The organism is Curtobacterium sp. AC272, assembly GCF_979258155.1.
The window spans coordinates 1,840,108-1,859,393 of sequence record NZ_OZ409838.1 but is presented as its reverse complement, the minus strand read 5'-3'; the positions used below and the strand labels follow the sequence as shown (position 1 = coordinate 1,859,393).

General features: G+C 67.2%; 15 protein-coding genes and 1 pseudogene. 11 read left to right on the top strand and 5 right to left on the bottom strand.

The features are described from left to right. Positions 1–66: 66 nt before the first annotated feature. Positions 67–2,148, top strand: a complete 2,082-nt coding sequence (locus ACZZ0J_RS09520; RefSeq protein WP_463436462.1) for a beta-galactosidase — start codon at positions 67–69, stop codon at positions 2,146–2,148. A 36-nt stretch (positions 2,149–2,184) separates the two neighbouring features. Here ACZZ0J_RS09520 and ACZZ0J_RS09515 read toward each other — a convergent pair whose 3' ends face one another. Further along, positions 2,185–2,325 carry a hypothetical protein gene (locus ACZZ0J_RS09515; RefSeq protein WP_463436460.1) on the bottom strand — a complete coding sequence of 47 codons (141 nt, stop codon included), beginning with the start codon at positions 2,323–2,325 and terminating at the stop codon, positions 2,185–2,187. On the opposite strand from ACZZ0J_RS09515, the gene ACZZ0J_RS09510 reads away from it, so the two are divergent. The 5 genes from ACZZ0J_RS09510 to ACZZ0J_RS09490 all read left to right on the top strand — a co-directional run bounded on the left by ACZZ0J_RS09510 (position 2,318) and on the right by ACZZ0J_RS09490 (position 9,716). Next, positions 2,318–3,526 (top strand): ABC transporter substrate-binding protein, encoded by a 1,209-nt coding sequence (locus tag ACZZ0J_RS09510; protein ID WP_463436458.1) that lies wholly within the window; start codon positions 2,318–2,320, stop codon positions 3,524–3,526. The two genes, ACZZ0J_RS09515 and ACZZ0J_RS09510, sit on opposite strands and share 8 nt — an antisense overlap. Before the next feature lie 201 nt (positions 3,527–3,727). Beyond that, on the top strand, positions 3,728–4,519 hold the full coding sequence (locus ACZZ0J_RS09505) for a carbohydrate ABC transporter permease (RefSeq protein ID WP_463436456.1): 792 nt from the start codon (positions 3,728–3,730) through the stop codon (positions 4,517–4,519). Continuing rightward, complete coding sequence (locus tag ACZZ0J_RS09500) at positions 4,516–5,466, top strand: carbohydrate ABC transporter permease (RefSeq protein ID WP_463436454.1); 951 nt, start codon at positions 4,516–4,518, stop codon at positions 5,464–5,466. The genes ACZZ0J_RS09505 and ACZZ0J_RS09500 overlap by 4 nt, the downstream gene beginning before the upstream one ends. A 73-nt stretch (positions 5,467–5,539) precedes the next feature. Continuing rightward, positions 5,540–7,186, top strand: coding sequence for a family 20 glycosylhydrolase (locus tag ACZZ0J_RS09495; RefSeq protein ID WP_463436452.1), 1,647 nt, complete (start codon positions 5,540–5,542; stop codon positions 7,184–7,186). Between the two features lie 85 nt (positions 7,187–7,271). Next, the gene (locus tag ACZZ0J_RS09490) at positions 7,272–9,716 is read left to right on the top strand and encodes a glycoside hydrolase family 2 TIM barrel-domain containing protein (RefSeq protein ID WP_463436450.1); all 2,445 of its coding nucleotides are present in this window, start codon (positions 7,272–7,274) and stop codon (positions 9,714–9,716) included. Between the two features lie 37 nt (positions 9,717–9,753). Here ACZZ0J_RS09490 and ACZZ0J_RS09485 read toward each other — a convergent pair whose 3' ends face one another. Both ACZZ0J_RS09485 and ACZZ0J_RS09480 read right to left on the bottom strand, forming a co-directional pair. Beyond that, positions 9,754–12,624, bottom strand: coding sequence for an FAD-binding and (Fe-S)-binding domain-containing protein (locus ACZZ0J_RS09485; protein ID WP_463436449.1), 2,871 nt, complete (start codon positions 12,622–12,624; stop codon positions 9,754–9,756). Then, positions 12,611–14,323, bottom strand: a complete 1,713-nt coding sequence (locus ACZZ0J_RS09480; protein ID WP_463436447.1) for an IlvD/Edd family dehydratase — start codon at positions 14,321–14,323, stop codon at positions 12,611–12,613. Before ACZZ0J_RS09480 ends, ACZZ0J_RS09485 begins: the two co-directional genes overlap by 14 nt. A 74-nt stretch (positions 14,324–14,397) precedes the next feature. Between ACZZ0J_RS09480 and ACZZ0J_RS09475 the strand changes: the two genes are divergently transcribed. From ACZZ0J_RS09475 to ACZZ0J_RS09455, 5 genes are read left to right on the top strand one after another with little or no spacing between them, the layout of a single operon-like run. Beyond that, entirely contained in the window at positions 14,398–15,351 is a 954-nt protein-coding gene (locus tag ACZZ0J_RS09475) for an SMP-30/gluconolactonase/LRE family protein (protein WP_463436444.1), read from the top strand. After that, entirely contained in the window at positions 15,351–16,214 is an 864-nt protein-coding gene (locus ACZZ0J_RS09470) for a fumarylacetoacetate hydrolase family protein (protein WP_463436442.1), read from the top strand. The genes ACZZ0J_RS09475 and ACZZ0J_RS09470 overlap by 1 nt, the downstream gene beginning before the upstream one ends. A gap of 8 nt (positions 16,215–16,222) precedes the next feature. Further along, the gene (locus ACZZ0J_RS09465; protein ID WP_463436440.1) at positions 16,223–17,236 is read left to right on the top strand and encodes a zinc-dependent alcohol dehydrogenase; all 1,014 of its coding nucleotides are present in this window, start codon (positions 16,223–16,225) and stop codon (positions 17,234–17,236) included. After that, on the top strand, positions 17,233–17,979 hold the full coding sequence (locus tag ACZZ0J_RS09460) for an SDR family NAD(P)-dependent oxidoreductase (protein WP_463436438.1): 747 nt from the start codon (positions 17,233–17,235) through the stop codon (positions 17,977–17,979). Before ACZZ0J_RS09465 ends, ACZZ0J_RS09460 begins: the two co-directional genes overlap by 4 nt. A 47-nt stretch (positions 17,980–18,026) precedes the next feature. Continuing rightward, entirely contained in the window at positions 18,027–18,677 is a 651-nt protein-coding gene (locus tag ACZZ0J_RS09455; RefSeq protein ID WP_463436436.1) for an SDR family NAD(P)-dependent oxidoreductase, read from the top strand. A 33-nt stretch (positions 18,678–18,710) separates the two neighbouring features. Here the strand turns inward: ACZZ0J_RS09455 and ACZZ0J_RS09450 are convergent, their stop codons facing one another. Next, positions 18,711–18,923 (bottom strand): IclR family transcriptional regulator domain-containing protein, encoded by a 213-nt coding sequence (locus ACZZ0J_RS09450; RefSeq protein WP_463436435.1) that lies wholly within the window; start codon positions 18,921–18,923, stop codon positions 18,711–18,713. A gap of 64 nt (positions 18,924–18,987) precedes the next feature. Continuing rightward, positions 18,988–19,281 (bottom strand): annotated as a pseudogene (locus ACZZ0J_RS09445) (hypothetical protein); the annotation flags it as partial. Positions 19,282–19,286 lie beyond the last annotated feature (5 nt).

Sequence of the window (19,286 nt, the reverse complement as noted above, 5' to 3'; positions counted from 1 at the left end):
CCGCTGTTGCAACGTTCACGCTCCACGAGATTGGCCACCGATGACATCCCCCCACCCTTCAGCGGCGTGCTGTTCGGCGCTGCTTACTACCCCGAGTACCAGCCGGACGCCGACCTCCGACACGACTTCGACCTGATGGTCGAAGCCGGGTTCACCGTCATCCGGGTCGGGGAGTCGGTGTGGTCGACCTGGGAGCCGCGCGAGGGTGTGTTCGAGCTCGACTGGCTGGAGCCGACGCTCGACGAGGCCCATCGACGGGGGATCAGCGTCATCCTGGGCACTCCCACGTACGCCGTCCCGCCGTGGCTGCAGCGGCTCCATCCGGAGATCGCCGCCGAGACGTCCACCGGGAAACGGCATGGTTGGGGCGCGCGCCAGGAGATGGACCAGAGCCACCCGGCCTACCGGTTCTACGCCGAGCGGATCGCCCGGAAGGTGGTCGGGCGGTACGCGAGCCATGCGGCGGTCATCGGCTACCAGGTGGACAACGAACCGGGTATGCGGCTGCCGCACAACGAACACACCTTCCAACGGTTCGTCGAGTGGTTGAAGGTCCGCTACGGCAGCATCGACACCCTCAACGAAGCCTGGGGACTGGTCTACTGGTCCCACCGTCTGTCGGACTGGGCGGACCTCTGGCGACCGGACGGCAACGCCATGCCCGAGTACCAGCTCGAGTGGCGCCGTTTCCAGGCGACCCTCGCCACCGAGCTCATCGCGTGGCAGGCGGACGTGGTGCGCGAGTACGCCCGCGACGACCAGTTCGTCACGACGTGTTTGTCCTACACGCGGCCCCAGGTCCGCGACGAGGAGCTGGCGCGTTCGATCGACGTCGTGGCCGGGAACCCGTACTACCGGATGCAGCACGGTCTCGACTGGGACGCAGCGGTCCTCCGAGAAGAACTCTGGTGGCACACCAGCGTGTGGGCGTTGTTCCAGTGGGGCGACCGGGCTTGGTCGTCGGCGCAGTCCCAGTTCCTCGTCACCGAGACGAACGCACAGTCGGTCGGAGGGTCCTGGCAGAACTTCCCGCCCTTCGCGGGGCAGCTCCGCCAGGCGGCGTTCGCGCTGCTCGCCCGGGGTGGCCGCATGGTCGAGTACTGGCACTGGCACACACTCACCTACGGCGGGGAAGCGTACTGGGGCGGCGTGCTGCCGCACAGCGGGAAGCCCGGTCGGATCTACCGGGAGGTCGCCGCGCTCGGGCGGGAGATCCGCGAACTCGGCGCCGCCTTGGACACCTTCGAGCCGCACGCCGACGTCCTCATGCTGTGGTCGACCGACACGAAGTGGGCGTTCGAGTTCTCGCCACCCCTGGCGAAGCCCGACGGGTCGCCCGACGCCGGTGCATACCAGGAGATCTTCGACGCGTTCTACCGTGGCTTCTTCGAAGCGGGCGCGCAGGTCCGGGTGCAGCACCCCGGGCAGTTCCTCGAACTCGATGCTGCGGACGCCGTCGAGCGGTACCCCGTGCTCGTGGCGGCCGCGGTCTACATCGCCGACGACGACGTCATGAACGCCCTGCGGGCGTACGCGGCCGCGGGCGGACACCTGATCGTCGGCGTGCGCACCGGGTACGCCGACGAACTCGGCCGCGTCCGACGGGAAACGGCGCCACCGGTCCTCGGCGACGCAGCAGGCGTCCACTACGACGAGTACAGCAACCTCATCGAGCCACTCGCGGTCGTGTCGACACCCGCGCTGACGCTTGAACCAGGAGCTGCCGGAAGCGCGTGGGTCGAGCTGCTGGAGGTGGACGACGCCGCGGTCATCGCCTCGTTCCGTCCCACAGAACTCGGCGCGGGCGCAGCGGTCACCACCCGACCGACCGGTGCCGGGTCGATCACCTACGTCGCGACGGTCCCCAATCCCGCCTTCGCGCGGAGCATCGCCCGGTGGGCGGTCCCGGAGACCGCCGCTCGACGATGGGGCGGTCCTGCAAGCGTCACCGTCAGCACCGGCGAAGCAGACGCCCGTTCGATCCACTTCGTGTCGAACTGGTCGGCTGAACCGGCCTGCGTCACCGCTCCCGCCGACCTCCGGGACCTGGTCGCGGGAACCCAGTACGCCTCCGGCGACACCATACCTCTCGAGCCGCGAGCCGCCCGCGTGTTCGCGCTCGAGACTCCGGGTCACCCTCTCCGGTGACCGTCACCCTCCCACCGAAAGCAGCACCATGAAAACTCACCGCAGCGTCGCGCTCGCAGTTGGAGCGGTCGCCGTCACCGTCGCTCTGGCTCTTTCCGGATGCAGCTCATCCGGATCCGGCAACGGAGCCGACACGAAGCCAGCCAGCCAAGCGGAGATCGACAAGGCGATGAACACGTCGACGACGATCAACTTCTGGGCCTGGGTGCCGAACATCCAGAACGAGATCGACCTCTTCGAGAAGAAGTACCCGAAGATCAAGGTCAACCTCGTCAACCAGGGTGACGCGAACACGCAGTACGTGAAGCTGCGAGCAGCCGTCAAGGCAGGCAAGGGCGTTCCCGACGTCGCGCAGATCGGGTACGACTACCTGCCGTCCTTCACGCAGACAAACAGTCTGCTCGACATCACGCCGTACGGTGCCGACAAGATCAAGTCCGACTTCGTGCCTGGGATCTGGAGCCAGGTCACGCAGAACGGGAAAATCTGGGCGGTACCGCAGGACTCCGGGCCGATGGGCACGCTCTACCGAACGGACATCCTCGAGAAGGCGGGCGTCAGCGCTCCCACCACTTGGGACCAGTTCGCGAAGGACGCGCAGACGGTGAAGGAAAAGACCGGCGCCTACATCACGAACATCCCCGGCAACGACATGCCGCAGACGCTCGGCTTCTTCTCGCAGGCCGGTGCGAAGTTGTTCGACTACGACGGGAAGAAGACCGTCAGCATCGACGTGGACAGCGAGAAGACGCAGCAGGTCGTCTCGTACTGGCAGGACCTCATCCAGAAGGACCTCGTCGCGACCGACCCGGACTTCACCGACGCCTGGTACCAGGGATTGTCCCGGGGTTCCTACGCCACCTGGCTCACGGCCGCCTGGGGACCGACGTTCCTCGCCGGCAGCGCGAAGAACACGAGCGGGAAGTGGAAAGCAGCAGAACTCCCGCAGTGGAAGTCCGGCGAGCGGGTCTCCGCGAACTGGGGAGGCTCCTCGGACGCGGTGATGGCGGGGACCGAGAACCCCATCGCCGCGTACGAACTCGCGAAGTTCATCAACAGTGACCCGTCATCGACGATCAAGCTCGCGAACGACCAGTCGCTGTACCCGACGACCACGGCCACACTCAAGGACGCCGCGTTCACGGACGCCGAGTCGGAGTTCTACGGCGGCCAGCAGGTGAACAAGTTCTTCGCCGACGTCTCGACGACGGTTCCCCAGAACCAGGGGTACCTGCCGTTCCAGGACTACGTCAACTCGTCCTACAACGACACCCTCGGCAAGGCCATCGCCGACCACGGCGATCTCAAGTCCGCGCTCACCGCGTGGCAGAAGAAGCTGACCAGTTACGCGAAGCAACAGGGCTTCACCGTCAAGTAACCGACGAGGGCCGGCCGAGCACGCAGTCGGCCGGCCCTCCCACGAAGAGGCAATCATGACCACCGAAGCACCGCGGCGCGCAGCACCGCTTTCCTCGTCCCCCGGAAACGGCGCGGGATCTACGCCGGACAGAACAAGACCGCTTGGCTCCTCACCCTTCCGTTCCTCATCGTCTTCGCCGCCTTTTTCGTCGTCCCGCTGGTGTACTCCGGGTACCTCAGCCTGTTCACCTCGCAACTCGTCGGCGGCGAGGTCTTCAGCGGACTGGGCAACTACGCGAGGGCGCTGCAGGATCCTGCTTTCTGGGAAGGGCTGCGACGCGTCGCGCTCTTCCTCGTCGTGCAGATGCCGATCATGATCGTCGCGTCGATCTTCATCGCACTCGCTCTCGACAGCGGCCGGGTGCGCGGCGGCAAGGTGGTCCGCATCCTCGTCTTCGTCCCGTACGCGGTACCGAGCGTGGTCGCCACCCTCATGTGGGGCTACCTGTACGGTAAGGACTTCGGGCTCATCACGCAGCTGTTCCAGGTGTTGGGACTCCACGCGCCGAACCTGTTGTCGCCCCAGAACGTGCTCGGGTCGACGATGAACATCGTCTGCTGGGAGTTCATCGGGTACAACATGATCGTGCTGTACGCGGCACTCCGCTCCGTCCCGAACGAGCTGTACGAGGCGGCCGAGATCGACGGCGCCGGGCAGTGGCGCATCGCCTGGAGCATCAAGTTGCCGGCGTTGCGCCCTGCACTGCTCCTGACGATCATCTTCTCGATCATCGGTTCGTTCCAGCTCTTCAACGAACCGAACCTCCTCTTCAACATCGCTCCGAACGCCATCGGCAGCGACTTCACGCCGAACCTGTACGCGTACAACCTCGCCTTCCGAAACCAGGAGATCAACTACGCGGCTGCGATCGCGTTCCTGCTCGGGATCGTCATCATGATCGTGTCGTTCGTCGTCCAGGGCATCACCAACCGCAAGGAGCGACTGGCATGACCGCGACCCCGCTCGTCACCGAGGCCACGAAGATCACGGACGCCGTCTCCGGACCGAGCGCGAAGGGGCGTCGTCCGCGCAGCCGACGGCCGCTAGAACGCGACAAGCGCCGCAGCACGGTCCTCTCCATCATCATCTGGCTGACCGTGGTGTACTTCCTCGTCCCGCTCCTCTGGTTGGTGATCTCGAGCACGAAGGACAACGGCAACCTCTTCACGAGTTTCGGGCTCTGGTTCGGGAGCTCCTTCGACTTCTTCGAGAACCTCGGTTCGCTCTTCACCTTCCAGGACGGCATCTACCTCCGGTGGCTCGTCAACACGGCTCTCTACGCGGTCGTCGGCTCCATCGGCGCAGCAGCACTGTCGACGATGGCCGGCTACGCGCTCGCGAAGTACCGCTTCCCCGGTTCCGGCGTGGTGTTCAACGTCGTGCTCGGGTCGATCATGGTCCCGCTCACCGCGCTCGCCCTGCCGACCTACCTCCTGTTCGCCGCGGGCGGGCTCACGGACACGGTCTGGGCCGTCATCCTGCCGTCCCTCGTCAGCCCGTTCGGCGTCTACCTCCTTCGCGTGTACGCCGCCGACGCGGTCGACGACAGCCTGCTCGAGGCGGCGCGGATCGATGGTGCGAGCGAGTTCCGGGCCTTCCGCACGATCTCGCTCCGACTCCTCACCCCGGGCATCGTGACCATCCTGCTGTTCCAGCTCGTGGCGACCTGGAACAACTACTTCCTCCCGCTCATCATGCTGAACAGCCCGAAGCTGTTCCCCGTCACCGTCGGACTCGCGCAGTGGCAGAGCGCGGCGTCAGCGGGTGGCGGCGCGCAGGTGCTGTTCTCGACCGTCCTGACCGGCGCGTTCGTCTCCATCATCCCGCTGATGATCGCCTTCCTGTTCCTGCAGCGCTTCTGGCAGTCGGGCCTCGCCACGGGCGGTGTGAAGGGCTGAAGCAAAGGGGAGCCGAACACCCCCACACCAACTGATCTGCACCACCGAGCTCCATCAACGAAGAGGAACGGCAATGCACGAAGAACGATCCGGGTCCATCTCCCGACGAGCGGCGCTCGGCGGCGCTGCAGCACTCGGTGCTCTGGCGCTGACGCAACTCGACGGCGGTGCCGCGTCGGCATCGACGGAAGCGCCGGCGGCGTCGGGCAACGGCGGTGTGAACGCGAGGCCGTCGACGATCCCGGCGCTCCGCGAATGGCAGGGGCGACGCGGCGGCTTCGAACTCACTCGTTCGACCGTGATCCTGGTCAGGACGCGGGACACCTGGCAGCTTCGGGACATCGCGGCCGTCATCGCAGCCGACGTCCGCGCCGCGACCGGACGGCTCCTCCGTGTGCTGGTCTCCGACCGCCGCCCGCACCGCGGTGACATCGACCTCCGACTCGGTGCCGTCGGTGCCGATCTCGGTTCCGAGGGGTACCAACTCGACATCGGCGACGCGGTGACAATCACCGCAGCGTCCGCCTCCGGCGTCTTCTACGGAGGTCAGACGCTCCTCCAACTACTCCGGCAGAGCGCGACCGTTCCGACCGGGACGGCGCGGGACTGGCCGACGTACCGTGAACGCGGCCTGATGGTCGACGTTGCTCGCATGTACTTCCCACTCGAGTGGCTGAAGGCCCGCGTGCGTGACATGGCTTCGGTCAAGCTGAACATCCTGTCGCTCCACCTCACCGACGACGAAGGGTGGGGTGTGGAGAGCAAGCTCGGACTGCAGTCCGCGAAGTACCTCACGAAACGTGAGCTCACCGAACTCGTCGCGTACGCGTCGGCCCGTCGCATCACCGTCATCCCGGAGATCGATTCCCCGGCCCACCTCGGCGCACTGCTGCAGAAGTACCCGCAGTACCGGCTCGTGGACACCAACGGGACGACCTCTCCGTCGAAGCTCGACTTCACGATCCCTGGCGCGGTCGACCTGATCAAGTCGATCCTCGCCGAGTACCTTCCACTGTTCCCTGGTCAGTACTGGCACCTCGGGCAGGACGAGTACCTCGCGAACAGCCTGTTCGCCGACTACCCGCAGCTGGAGCAGTGGGCGAAGGAACGGGTCGGGTCCGCTGCGACTGCGAAGGACTCGGTGATCGCGTTCGCGAACGAGCTGAATGCGTTCGTCCGTGCCCGCGGGAAGCGAGCGCGGATGTGGAACGACAACCTCGGGCCCGGCACGACGATCAACGCCGACTCGAACATCGTCGTGCAGTGGTGGACCGACGCCGACCCGGAGAACCTGTTCGGCGACACCGGCCCGTACTCGCCGCAGGTCCTCGTGGACCAGGGACACGAGGTCCTGAACGACAGTCTGCTCCCGACGTACGCCTACCCGCCCGGTGGGCAGACGCCGCAGATCGACCCGGCATGGATGTACGAGGATTGGTCTGCTGAGCAGTTCTACGGCTACCTCTACCGCGAGGACGGCGCCGGCGGATACCAGAAGTACCTGCCCACCAAGACGCTTAGCGTCGGGAACCCAAAGCAGACCGGTTCGTCGCTGAACGACTGGAACAGTGGGGGAACGTGGACTCCTGATGAGGCCGCGGCCGACCTGTTCCCGCGTCTGCGGATCATGGCGCAGAAGACCTGGAACTCCCCGCAGGTCACTTCGTCGTACTCCGACTTCGCGTCACTCATCGCGAAGACCGGGTCTGTGGGCGTCTGAACGCAGCACGTGGACGGTCGCGGCTGCAGAGCGGCGGCCGTCCGCGTCCTGTCGTCCCCGAACACCGAGAAGAGGCGAGACCGCCATGACACGCACCCCGCTCGACACGGGTTGGACCATCCGGCCGAAGACCAGCATGTTCGTCGCTCTCACGGACGGCGAGGAAGCGCGTACCACCGTGCGGGTGCCACACGATGCCGCCCTCGCGCTCGAGAGGACGCCGCACAGCGACGGTGGCACGCACAACGGCTACGTCCCATCGGCGACGGTGGAGTACCAGCTCGAGCTCGCCGTCCCGGAGGGCTACCGGAGGAAGCGGGTGGCGATCGAGTTCGAAGCGGTACACCGAGACGCGATGGTGTACGTGAACGATGACTTCGCAGGGCAACGGCCGAACGGCTACACCGGGTTCTCCATTGACCTCGACCCCTACCTCCGTTACGGCGAGACGAACCGCATCCGTGTCGACGCGCGAGCTCACGACGACTCTCGTTGGTACGCCGGGCTCGGTATCCACCGGGACGTGTGGCTGGTGGTCTCGGAGCCGGTCCACGTCGACAGCGCGCTCGTGCAGGTCACGACACCGGACATCGAAGAGGCTCTGGCGGTTGTCGTGGTGAGCGTCCCCGTCGTGAACACCACCTCCGCAACGCAACGGATGTCCGTGAGGACGGAGATCACGGGCACGGCTGGGATCGTCCTGTCGCATTCCGACTCCCCGGTGACCGTCCGGCCCCACACCACAGCAACAGTGCGACTCCGCCACTACGTGGCAACGCCGGCACTGTGGAGCGTCGAACACCCGGTGTTGCACACCGCGAAGGTCGAGCTCTTCGCCGAGCACGACCTCGTCGACTCCACCGAGACGTCGTTCGGGATCCGTCGACTCCAGCTCGACCCGGCACACGGCCTCCGCATCAACGGGGAGACGGTGAAGCTGCGCGGTGCCTGCGTGCACCACGACAACGGCATCCTCGGGGCGGCGAGCATCGGTCGTTCAGACGAACGACGGGTGGAACTGCTCAAAGCGGCGGGCTTCAATGCCATCCGGAGCGCGCACAACCCGATCAGTCGCGCGATGCTCGAAGCCTGTGACCGGGTGGGCATGCTCGTCATGGACGAAACGTTCGACGTCTGGACCGTCGGCAAGTCGCACCACGACTATTCGCTGAGGTTCGCCGAGTGGTGGGAACGAGACGTCACCGCCATGGTCCAGAAGGACTTCAACCACCCGAGCGTCGTCTTCTACTCGATCGGCAACGAGATCCCCGAGACCGGGACGCCACTCGGAAGCGAGTGGGGTCGTCGGATCGCAGACAGGGTTCGCGAACTCGACCCCTCCCGATTCGTCACCAATGCCATCAACGGGTTCGTTTCGGTACTCCCCGAAGCCGTCGAGCTCCTCGAAGCTGCCGGCGGCAACCTCGAGGGGGGTGTCAACGCGGCGATGGAGTCGATGGAGGGTTTCATGTCCGACGTCATCGCCTCACCGCTCGTCACGGAGAGGACGGCCGAGTCGTTCGCGATCCTCGACGCGGCCGGGATCAACTACGGCGCGGCCCGCTACGACCTCGACCGAGACCTCTTCCCCGACCGCATCATCATCGGGACCGAGACCTACCCGGGCGACATCGCAACCAACTGGAGTGCGGTGCTCGGCAATCCCCGCGTGATCGGCGACTTCACCTGGACCGGCTGGGACTACCTCGGCGAGGTCGGCATCGGCGCTCCTCGCTACGACGGTGAGGACAGAGCCTTCGGAGCACCGTACCCGTGGCGTCTCGCATGGTGCGGCGACATCGACATCACCGGTCACCGACGTCCGGCGTCGTACTACCGGGAGATCATCTTCGGTCGTCGTCAGCGACCGTACATCGCCGTCCAGCACCCGGACACCCATGGCCGGACACGCATCCCTGGCCAGTGGTCCTGGAGCGATTCGATCGCCAGCTGGTCATGGGACGTCGCTGACGGCACGATGGTCACCGTCGAGATCTACAGCGACGCGGACGCAGTCGAACTACTCGTCAACGGAACGCCCTCCGGACGTGCCCCCGCAGGCAGGTCCGCGTCGTTCCGCGCGGAGTTCGACGTGCCGTACCGTCACGGTGAGGTGACCGCAGTCGCCTACCGGAACGACGTCGAGGTGGGACGCCACACGTTGCGGTCAGCGACCGGCAGGCACACGCTGAACGCGCAGGCCGACCGGCGGGCACTCGTCGCGGACCACTCCGATCTGGCGTTCGTCTCCATCACCCTGCAGGGCACCAACGGCGTGGTGATCCCGGATGCCGATCGTCCGGTGACCGTGGACGTCAGTGGACCAGCGGTGTTGCAAGGCCTCGGCAGTGCTCGTCCCGATCAACCGGAACGCTACGACGGCACCACCCACACCAGCTTCCGTGGCCGGCTGCTCGCAGTGGTCCGCCCTGACGCTCCAGGAGCCGTTGAGGTCATCGTCAGTGCGCCTGGCTGCGAGGACGTGGTCGTGCCGCTGACGGTCGTCGCCCCGGGGGTGCATGCCGGCTGAGTCCGCCCCAGGGGTGCGGATGCGAGGCGCTCGGCACTCAGGTCGCCCTCCCGGACTCCGCGTGGTCTCCGAACTCCAGCGTGCCGGCCAGGACCTGCAGCACGTGCTGGTAGGCCGACCCAGTCGCTCGGCTCATGCCGATCTCGCACGTTCGGTTCACGGACGCGTGTGTGATCGATGACGCAGCCGCGACGGCCGCTGCCTCGGCCGTCGTCGCTGCTCGCGTCAACTCGGGATGCAGCATGCCTCGGTCGCCCGCGAACCCGCAGCAGCTCCAATCGTCGGGGATCACGACGTGGTCCGCAGCCGCCGCCGCGACGCGCACCAGGGCGTCGTTCAAACCGAGTCGAGTCGACGAGCACGTCGGGTGCACCGTCATCGAGGCGACCTTGGCTCGAGGCGGAAGCTTCGGCAGTACGACCTCATCGACGAAGGCCACAGCGTCGATCACCCGGATGCCCGCCTCGCTGCTGGCATCGAGGAGAATCCGCAAGCCTTCGGAACACGACGACGCGTCGCTGACGACCGGCAGGGCGCCGTCGGAGGTCGCGTCGCGGAGCGAGGCGACGACGCGACGCCGCATGACCTCGTACCCGTCGTCGAGTCCCTTGGACTTCCACGGGGTGCCGCAGCACAGCGAGGGCAGCCCCTCAGGAGTGACGAGCGAGACGCCGGCCTTCCTGCAGAGTTGCAGGAAAGCGCCTCGGACGTCGCCGCCACCCACACCTCCGAACATGGTCGTCGTACAGCTCGAGAAGTACACCGCGCTCGGCGTGCCGGGGAGTTCGACCCGACGCCGCGTCGTGCCACCGCGCGGAAGGTCCGCAGAGTAGGCAGGCACCGTGTCGGCCCCAAGAGCGCGGCGGGCGACGCGGGTCGCGGCTGCTGCGATCTGAGGTGCCGCGGATGCGCCGCTGAGCGCCGCGCCGCCCGCACGAGTGACCACGCCCCACGACTTCGCCGCAGCGCTCCACGCATGCTCGACCACCGGGGCGTTCTGTTCGGCGCGGAGCCTGCGGACGAGGTCACCAGTGTTGATGAGGACAGGACAAGCGGTCTGGCACATGCCGTCGACCGCGCAGGTCTGTACCGCGTCGTAGTCGTACTCCGAGCGGAGCACGTCAGCGAGGGCTGTGTCTCCCGCAGCATCTGCCCGTGCGATCTCGCGCCGCAGCACGATCCGCTCTCGAGGGGTGGTGGTGAGGTCCCGGCTCGGGCAGACGGGCTCGCAGTAGCCACACTCAACGCATCGGTCGACTTCCGCTTCGACCGTGGGCGTCGTCTTAAGTCCGCGCACGTGTGCGTCCGGGTCGTTGCTGAGCAGCACCCCGGGGTTGAGGACCCCGTCCGGGTCGAGCAGCGCTTTGACCGCGACCATGACCGCATGGAGAGTGTCGCCGTACTGTCGTCGGACGAACGGCGCCATGACTCGTCCCGTGCCGTGCTCGGCCTTCAACGTGCCGCCTTGCTCGAGCACCAGGTCGACCATGTCGGTGGTGAACGCCGCGTACCGCTCGAGTAGTCGCGGCTGGTCGAACCGCTCGTTCAGCATGAAGTGGATGTTGCCGTCCTTCGCGTGGCCGAAGATCACGCTGTCCTCGTACCCGTGCAGCTCGAACAGCTCGGTCAGACGGACGCACGTCTCGTAGAGGCGCTCGACAGGCACCGCGATGTCCTCGAGCAGCGCCGTCGTCCCCGACGGGCGGGCGCCGGCGACGAGTGTGTACAACCCCTTCCGGATGTGCCACAGCTGGGCTCGGCGGGCCGGATCCGTGCTCAGGAGACCGACGGCAGGCATGTGGAGCGAGGCCAGCATCCCGGCGGACCTGGCGAGCCGTTCGTCGAGAGCTGCCTGTGTGCTCTCCTGGTACTCCACCAGGAGAGCGGCCTGCGTCGTGACGGCGAGCGCCCGGAGGTCGTCCGGTGCCTCGGCGTCCCGTTGTGCCACCCGGAGGCTTGTCGCATCGAGGAGTTCGACCGCCGCGAACCCCGCGGCGACGAGCTCCGGTAGCGCCGAGGTCGCGGTCTCCAGATCGGGGAACACCAGGAGACCAGTCGCCGCGAACGGGCGGACAGCGATGGTGTCGAAGACCGCTTCGGCCACGAACGCGAGGGTGCCCTCGCTCCCGATGACGAGGTGTTCGAGGATGTCGATCGGGCGGTCGTGGTCCAGGAAGCTGTTCAGGCCGTAGCCCATGGTGTTCTTGATCGCATGCAGTCGTCGAAGCGTAGCTACGGACCGCTCGTCGGCGCGCACCTCGTCACGGAGCCGCAGCAGCCCTGCGTGCACGTCCGGGCGCCGCGCCCGCAAGTCGTTGTCGGCATCTGCTGCACCGGTGTCGAAGACGCTGCCGTCGGCGAGGACGAGCACGGCCGACGCGAGTGTGCGGTAGGTGTTCGACTCGATGCCGCACGCCATCCCGCTCGAGTTGTTGGCGATGACCCCGCCGACGGTGCAGGCGATCTCCGACGCGGGATCCGGGCCGAGCTTCCTGCCGTGTCGAGCCAATCGGATGTTGACCGCGCGGACGGTCGCACCTGGTCCGGTGCGCACCTGCGCACCCGCTCTGAGGACTTCGATCTGGCGGAAGTGCCGGCGCCCGTCGACGATCACGCCCGACGAGCTCGCCTGCCCGGACAGGCTGGTGCCACCGGAACGGAACGTGACGCTCGTGCCCGCTGCGCGGCTCGCGGCGAGGACGGCGGCGAGTTCCTCGGTCGAGCCGGGCGTGACGACCGCCTGAGGGGTGAGGAGGTAGTGGGATGCGTCGTGTGCGGCTGCCAAGCGATCGGTCGCGCGACTCGCGACGCCGTGCGGCGCCGCGATCGTCAACGCGTCGACGACCTCGCGAGGCACGGGGCGGAGCGTCGTGCTGCCCGCGGCACTGCCCCCGTCAGTGCGACTCACGTGACACCTCCGAGCCGCTGGCACCGATCAGGAAGTCGAGGTCGGCCCCGGTGTCCGCCTGCGTCACGTGATCGACGTACAGCCGCTCCCACCCTCGGCGTGGGTTCGCGAACCCAGCGACGGTCGCGGCGTTGGGGACCCGTGCCTCCAGTTCATCGGCCGGAACGTCGAGGTCCAGGCGGCGACCGCGGACGTCGAGCTCGATCCAGTCGCCGTTTCGGACGAGGCCCAGCGGACCGCCGGCTGCGGCTTCAGGTGTGACGTGCAGGACCACGGTGCCGTAGGCGGTTCCGCTCATGCGCCCGTCACAGATCCGGACGATGTCGCGGACGCCGCGTTCCAGCAGCTTGCGCGGGAGTGGCATGTTCGACACCTCTGGCATCCCCGGGTAGCCCTTCGGCCCACAGCCGCGGAGGACCATCACGCTGTTCTCATCGATCTCGAGGTCCGGGTCGTCGATGCGGGCGCGGAAGTCCTCGATCGAGTCGAACACGACGGCTCGGCCGCGGTGTTTGAGCAGGTGGGTCGACGCGGCCGCGGGCTTGATGATCGCGCCGCCCGGGGCGAGGGTGCCCCGGAGGACCGAGATCCCGGCGTTCGGGAGCAAGGGGTTCGATCGTTCGGTGATCACGTCCGCGTCCCAAATGCGGGCATCGTCCAGATGGTCGACGAGGGGGCGACCATCAACCGTCAACGCGTCGGGGTCGAGGAGGTCACGGACCTCGCTGAGGACTGCTTGGAATCCTCCGGCTCGGTGCAGGTCGTCCATCAGGAACCGTCCGGCAGGCTGCAGGTTCACGAGGAGGGGAACGTTCGCACCGATCCTGTCGAAGTCATCGACGGTCAGCTCGATGCCGAGACGCCCTGCGATCGCGAGCAGGTGGACGACGGCGTTCGTCGATCCGCCGATGGCCGCGAGCGCGACGATCGCATTGTGGAAGCTTCCCCGGGTGAGGAACGTGCTCGGTCGGCGATCGTCTCGGACGAGATCGACGGCGAGGCGCCCCGTTGCATGAGCGCCCTCCAAGAGGCGGCTGTCGATCGCCGGAGTCCCGGCGAGCCCCGGCAGCACCGTCCCCAGCGCCTCAGCGACGAGTGCCATCGTCGACGCGGTTCCCATCGTGTTGCAGTGCCCCTTGCTGCGGATCATCGAGGACTCGGAGAGGAGGAAGTCCTGCTCGGAGAGCTTTCCGCCGCGGACCTCTTCACTCAGACGCCAGACGTCGGTGCCGCAGCCCAGAGCCTGCCCGCGGAAGGTGCCCGTAGCCATCGGTCCCCCCGGCACGACGACCGCCGGGAGATCGACCGATGCTGCCGCCATGAGCAGGGAGGGGATCGTCTTGTCGCAACCGCCGAGGAGGACGACCCCGTCGATGGGGTTCGCGCGGAGCATCTCCTCGGTGGCCATCGCTGCCATGTTCCGCCACAGCATCGCGGTCGGGCGGACGTTCGTCTCTCCGAGGGAGACGACGGGCAGCTCGAGCGGGATGCCTCCGGCCTCGTAAACCCCGTTCTTGACCGCCTGAGCAACTTCGTCGAGATGTGAGTTGCACGGTGTCAGATCCGAGGCGGTGTTCGCGATCGCGATCTGGGGTTGTCCCTCGAACGCGTTCCCGGGGGTACCGCGCCGCATCCAGGCGCGGTGGATGTACGAGTTGCGGTCGTCGCCGCCGTACCACTCAGAACTTCGCAACATCATTGTTTTCCATTTCCCGGAATTGTGCTCTGATAGCCGAAACATGATTAGTATAGGCGCGACCTCAGGAGGCAACGGTGCACAACGCCCGCTCGGCAGACGCCGACGTCCTCGTCGACGCAGCCAGGAGGCTCGTGGTTGCGACCGAAGACGCCTACGACCTCGCAGAAGGACCACTCTGGGATCCGGTGCGGTCGGTGCTGCTGTGGGTGGACATCACAGCGGGCCGCGTCCAGGAGGCTGTGCTCCGCCCCGGCGGAACGCTCGACGTCGTCGGGCAGGAGCAGTTTGGAGGGACCGTCGGCGCGGTCGCGATCGGTCCGGGCCGCGAACTCCTCGCCGCGGTCGGAGGACGTCTCGTCGTCAGGTCGCGCGACGGCGACCGCTCGTTCGGGCCCGAGCTCGTGCCGGGCGGATCCGGTCGACGGCTCAACGACGGCAAGCCGGACCCGGCGGGACGATTCGTCGTCGGGACGCTGGCGCTCGACGGTACGTCCGAGTCCGAGTCGCTTATGACCGTGGCGGGGGACGAGACGGTTCGGACCCTCGACGACGACCTCTCGCTGGCGAACGGCTTGGCTTGGAGTGCAGACGGGACGTTGTTCTACACGGTGGACACACTCAGGCAGACGGTGTTCGTCCGCCCCTACGACGTCGAGTCCGGCGCGACAGGACCCCGATCGGTGTTCACGCAGCTGGACCACGGCTTCCCGGACGGCATCTGCGTCGACGGAACCGGTTGCGTTTGGGTTGCGGTGTGGGGCGCCGGTGCCGTGAACCGGTACTCCTCGGACGGGAGTCTCCTGGACGTCATCGACGTTCCCGCGCCCCATGTATCGAGTGTCGCCTTCGCCGGGGCGGACCTCGAAACGCTCGTCATCACCACTGCGAAGCAGGACCTGTCGAGAGATCAGCTCCGCGCTTTCCCGCTCTCGGGGCGACTCTTTACCTGTGTTCCTGGTCCCCGCGGGCTCCTACAGCCACGCTGGGCTGGTCCGATCCCTGCCGATGACTCCTCGAAAGGTCAGTGATGAAACTCCTCCGTGTCGGTCCTGTGGGCGATGAGAAGCCCGCCGTGCTCCTCGACGACGAGACCTACCTCGACGTCTCCGACATCGTCGACGACTACGACGAGCGCTTCTTCGGGTCCGGAGGGCTTGACAGGCTTCGGGCCGTCCTCCCCGCTCGCGCCGAGGCGCGAACCGGAGCCGCTGCGCTCGCCGGGAAGCGCCTCGGCGCGCCGATCGCCCGACCGCACCAGATCCTCTGCATCGGACTGAACTACAGCGACCACGCGGCTGAGACCGGACAGGCCGTCCCCGCGGAGCCGATCTTGTTCACGAAGTCCCCGAACACGATCATCGGACCGGACGATGACGTCCGTGTTCCTCGGGGTTCGACGAAACCCGACTGGGAAGTCGAACTCGGGATCGTGATCGGGAAGCGGACGAGCTACCTCGACACCGTCGAGGATGCTCGAGATGCAATTGCCGGGTGGGTCCTGGTGAACGACGTGAGCGAACGGGCATTCCAGATGGAACGCGGCGGTCAGTGGTCGAAGGGCAAGTCTGCTGAGACGTTCAATCCCGCTGGCCCCTTCCTTGTCACTCCCGACGAGGTGCCCGACGTCCTGGACCTCGACATGTGGCTCGACGTCAACGGTGTCCGCAGGCAGACCGGTTCGACGTCGACGATGATCTTCGATCCGTACTTCATCGTCCACCACCTGAGCCAGTTCATGGTGTTGGAGCCGGGCGACCTGATCAATACGGGCACACCCCCGGGCGTCGGCATGGGCTTCGACCCGCAGATCTGGTTGCAGGCGGGCGACGTGATGGAGCTCGGCATCGAGGGGCTCGGACGTCAACGCCAGAACGTCCTGGCACCGCGATGAGGGCGTTCGTGATCAACGGCCCTGGTGCGGCCGCGGTTGAGGACGTCCCCGAACCCGAAGCTGCACCGGACGAGGTCATCGTCGATGTACGACGGGTGGGGATCTGCGGCACGGACGTCGAGTTCTACACCGGCGAAATGCAGTACCTCCACGACGGGAACGCCGCCTTCCCGATGCGGATCGGTCACGAGTGGACTGGCCTCGTGTCGGCTGTGGGAGACAGCGTGGACCCCGCCTGGTTGGGCAAGCGTGTGACCGGCGACACTATGCTCGGGTGCGGTCGGTGTCAGCGGTGCCGCACCGGACATCAACACGTCTGTAACTTCCGTACTGAGCTCGGTATCCGAGGTGGGCGTGCAGGGGCGCTGGCCGACCGTATGTCGATCCCGGCGCGGGCTCTGCTGGAGCTTCCGGACGTCGTGGACGACACTCTCGGTGCGCTGGTCGAGCCTGGGGGGAACGCACTCCGAGCAGTGCGGGGGGCGGGCGTGGAGCCGGGCGCGCGTGTTCTGGTCCTCGGGCCCGGCACGATCGGGCTCCTGGTGGCGATGTTCGCGCGAGCTTCGGGTGCGGAGGTCCACTTGTTGGGGAAGCCGGGGCGCTCGTCTGACTTCGCGGCCACTTTGGGTTTCGATGGCGTTTGGACAGAGGATGACCTTCCGACTGATCTCGCGTGGGATGCGGTGGTGGACGCGTCCAATGCCGAGCACCTCCCCGCCCGTGCGGTCGAACTGGTCGAGCCTGCAGGACGGGTCGTCTTCGTCGGACTCGCGGGTACACCGAGCCTCGTGGACTCGCGAGCGCTCGCGCTGAAGGACGTTACCGCCGTCGGCGTGCTCAGCGCCTCCGGCGGACTGCAGGGCACGATCGATGCGTATGCCACTGGTGTCGTTGATCCTCGCCCCCTCGTCGCCGCCGCGGTGCCGCTCGAAGACCTCGCCGGCGTGTTCTCCGGCACGCGCTCGCACCGCGACGGAGCGGGGCCGAAGACACACGTCGTGATCGACGGAGCAGCTTCGTGAGCGAGTACACGGGGCTTGCGGCGATCGTCACGGGTGGCGCGAGCGGTATCGGCGCATCGACCGTCCGGGTCCTGCTCGAACGGGGTGCTCGCGTCGCAGTCCTCGACCTCGACCCTGCGGGAACTCCGGCGGGGGCCCTCGCGGTGGCCGCCGACGTCACGGATGCGGCGGCGGTGTCGGACGCTGTGGCGCACATCGGTGAGACGTTCGGGGGCGTCGTGGACGTGCTCGTCAACAACGCCGGGATAGGAGCGACCGGAGATGTCGCTGCGAACGACGACGACGAATGGGCCCGCGTGCTCGACGTCAACGTGATCTCGATGGCACGTGTGACTCGAGCCGTACTCCCGTACCTCCGTCGTTCGCAGCACGCCGCCATCGTCAACACATGCTCCGCTGTCGCCGCAGTCGGGGTACCCAACCGGGCGCTCTACAGCGCGTCGAAAGGCGCCGTCGCCGGGCTCACGCTCGCGATGGCCGCCGATCAGGTGGCGGACGGGGTGCGGGTGAACGCGGTGTCGCCTGGAACTGCCGATACACCCTGGGTAGACCGAATCATGCGCGGGAGCGCCAACCCGGACGCTGCTGCAGCGGCGCTCCGAAGCCGTCAACCCATCGGCAGGCTCGTGACCGCTGACGAAGTGGCTCACGCCATCGCGTATCTTGCTTCGCCGCTGTCCGCCTCGACCACTGGAGTAGTGCTCGGCGTCGACGGTGGCATGCCGACCCTGCGACTGCCGTGAACGACCGATCGAAGGAAGAATCATGAAGACTGCTGTGATCACCGGAGGTGCGAGGCGGGCTCGGTGCCGCGACCGCTGAGCGCCTCCGTCAGGACGACGTGCGGACGGTTACCTTCGACGTCGCGGCGGGTGCCGACGTCGTCGTGGACGTGACTGACGAGGACGCGCTGCGCGCGGCTGCTGTCGAAGTCGGTCCGGTTGACATCGTCATCAATTCGGCAGGGGTCGTCGGACCGGGTGTTTCGCTGCTCGAGACGGAGCTCGCGGACTGGCGCCGCGTGCTGGACGTCAACGTCCTCGGCACAGTCGCGATGATGCGGGCCTTCGTCCCGGGCATGGTGGAGCGAGGATGGGGGCGAGTCGTGAACTTCGCCAGCATGGCGGGAAAGGACGGCAACCCCAACCTCTCCGTCTACTCGGCCTCGAAGGCGGCCGTGATCGCACTCACGAAGTCTGCCGGCAAGGAACTCGCCACCTCAGGAGTTCTCGTCAACGCCATCGCCCCAGCGGTGATCGCGACCCCTATGAACGCCGCGACTGCTCCCGAGGCGCTCGCGCACATTACGAGTTTGATCCCGATGCGGCGGGTCGGAGAGCCCGCGGAGGTCGGGGAACTCGTTGCCTGGTTGGCGTCGGAGCGGGTGAGCTTCTCCACCGGCGCCGTCTACGACATCAGCGGAGGCCGAGCCACGTACTGACGGCCCGTCCGCTGCGGAAGCAGAGGCCACGGGTCAGTGCGACCAGTCGTTCGATGCCGGGGCCACGAGCGGCAGGATCACGGGCAAGCTCTCGACGAGCGCGTCGATGGGAAGTCGGAATGCGAGGGCGCTCACACTGACGGCACCGGCCGTGTGCGATGGCGTGCCGCCCTGGATTGGTACCGCGATGCAATTGATGCCCAGCTCGTTCTCCTGGTCGTCCACCGCGTAGCCCTTCGCCCGCACGCTCTCCGAGCTCCTCCCACAACGCCGGGATCGTGGTGATCGTCCGGTCGGTCCGGGGTTCGAAGGGGCCCGGACCGAGGCGGCCCACGAGTTCCTCCTCGCTGCGCACCACGCGGCTCAGGAGCAGCTTGCCCACCGCAGTGCGGTACGCCGGGTTCCGGCCCCCGATCACCGACGTGGAGTCGAACAGCACCTTCGGGCGGATCGACCTTCGCGCGGTACACCACGTCGGCGCCCTCCAGGATGGCGTAGTGCGCGGTCTCCCCGAAGCGTTCAGCGAGCCGCTCCAGCACCGGGAGGACTCGCGCTGCCTCAGGGCGTGCAGCTTGGTACTCGAAGGCGAGGCGGAGGAATTCATCGCCG

Coding starts and splice junctions, on each gene's coding strand:
- ACZZ0J_RS09510 (WP_463436458.1), top strand. CDS start 2,318: ATGAACACGTCGACGACGATCAACTTCTGGGCCTGGGTGCCGAACATC.
- ACZZ0J_RS09500 (WP_463436454.1), top strand. CDS start 4,516: ATGACCGCGACCCCGCTCGTCACCGAGGCCACGAAGATCACGGACGCC.
- ACZZ0J_RS09495 (WP_463436452.1), top strand. CDS start 5,540: ATGCACGAAGAACGATCCGGGTCCATCTCCCGACGAGCGGCGCTCGGC.
- ACZZ0J_RS09490 (WP_463436450.1), top strand. CDS start 7,272: ATGACACGCACCCCGCTCGACACGGGTTGGACCATCCGGCCGAAGACC.
- ACZZ0J_RS09480 (WP_463436447.1), bottom strand. CDS start 14,323: ATGATGTTGCGAAGTTCTGAGTGGTACGGCGGCGACGACCGCAACTCG.
- ACZZ0J_RS09470 (WP_463436442.1), top strand. CDS start 15,351: ATGAAACTCCTCCGTGTCGGTCCTGTGGGCGATGAGAAGCCCGCCGTG.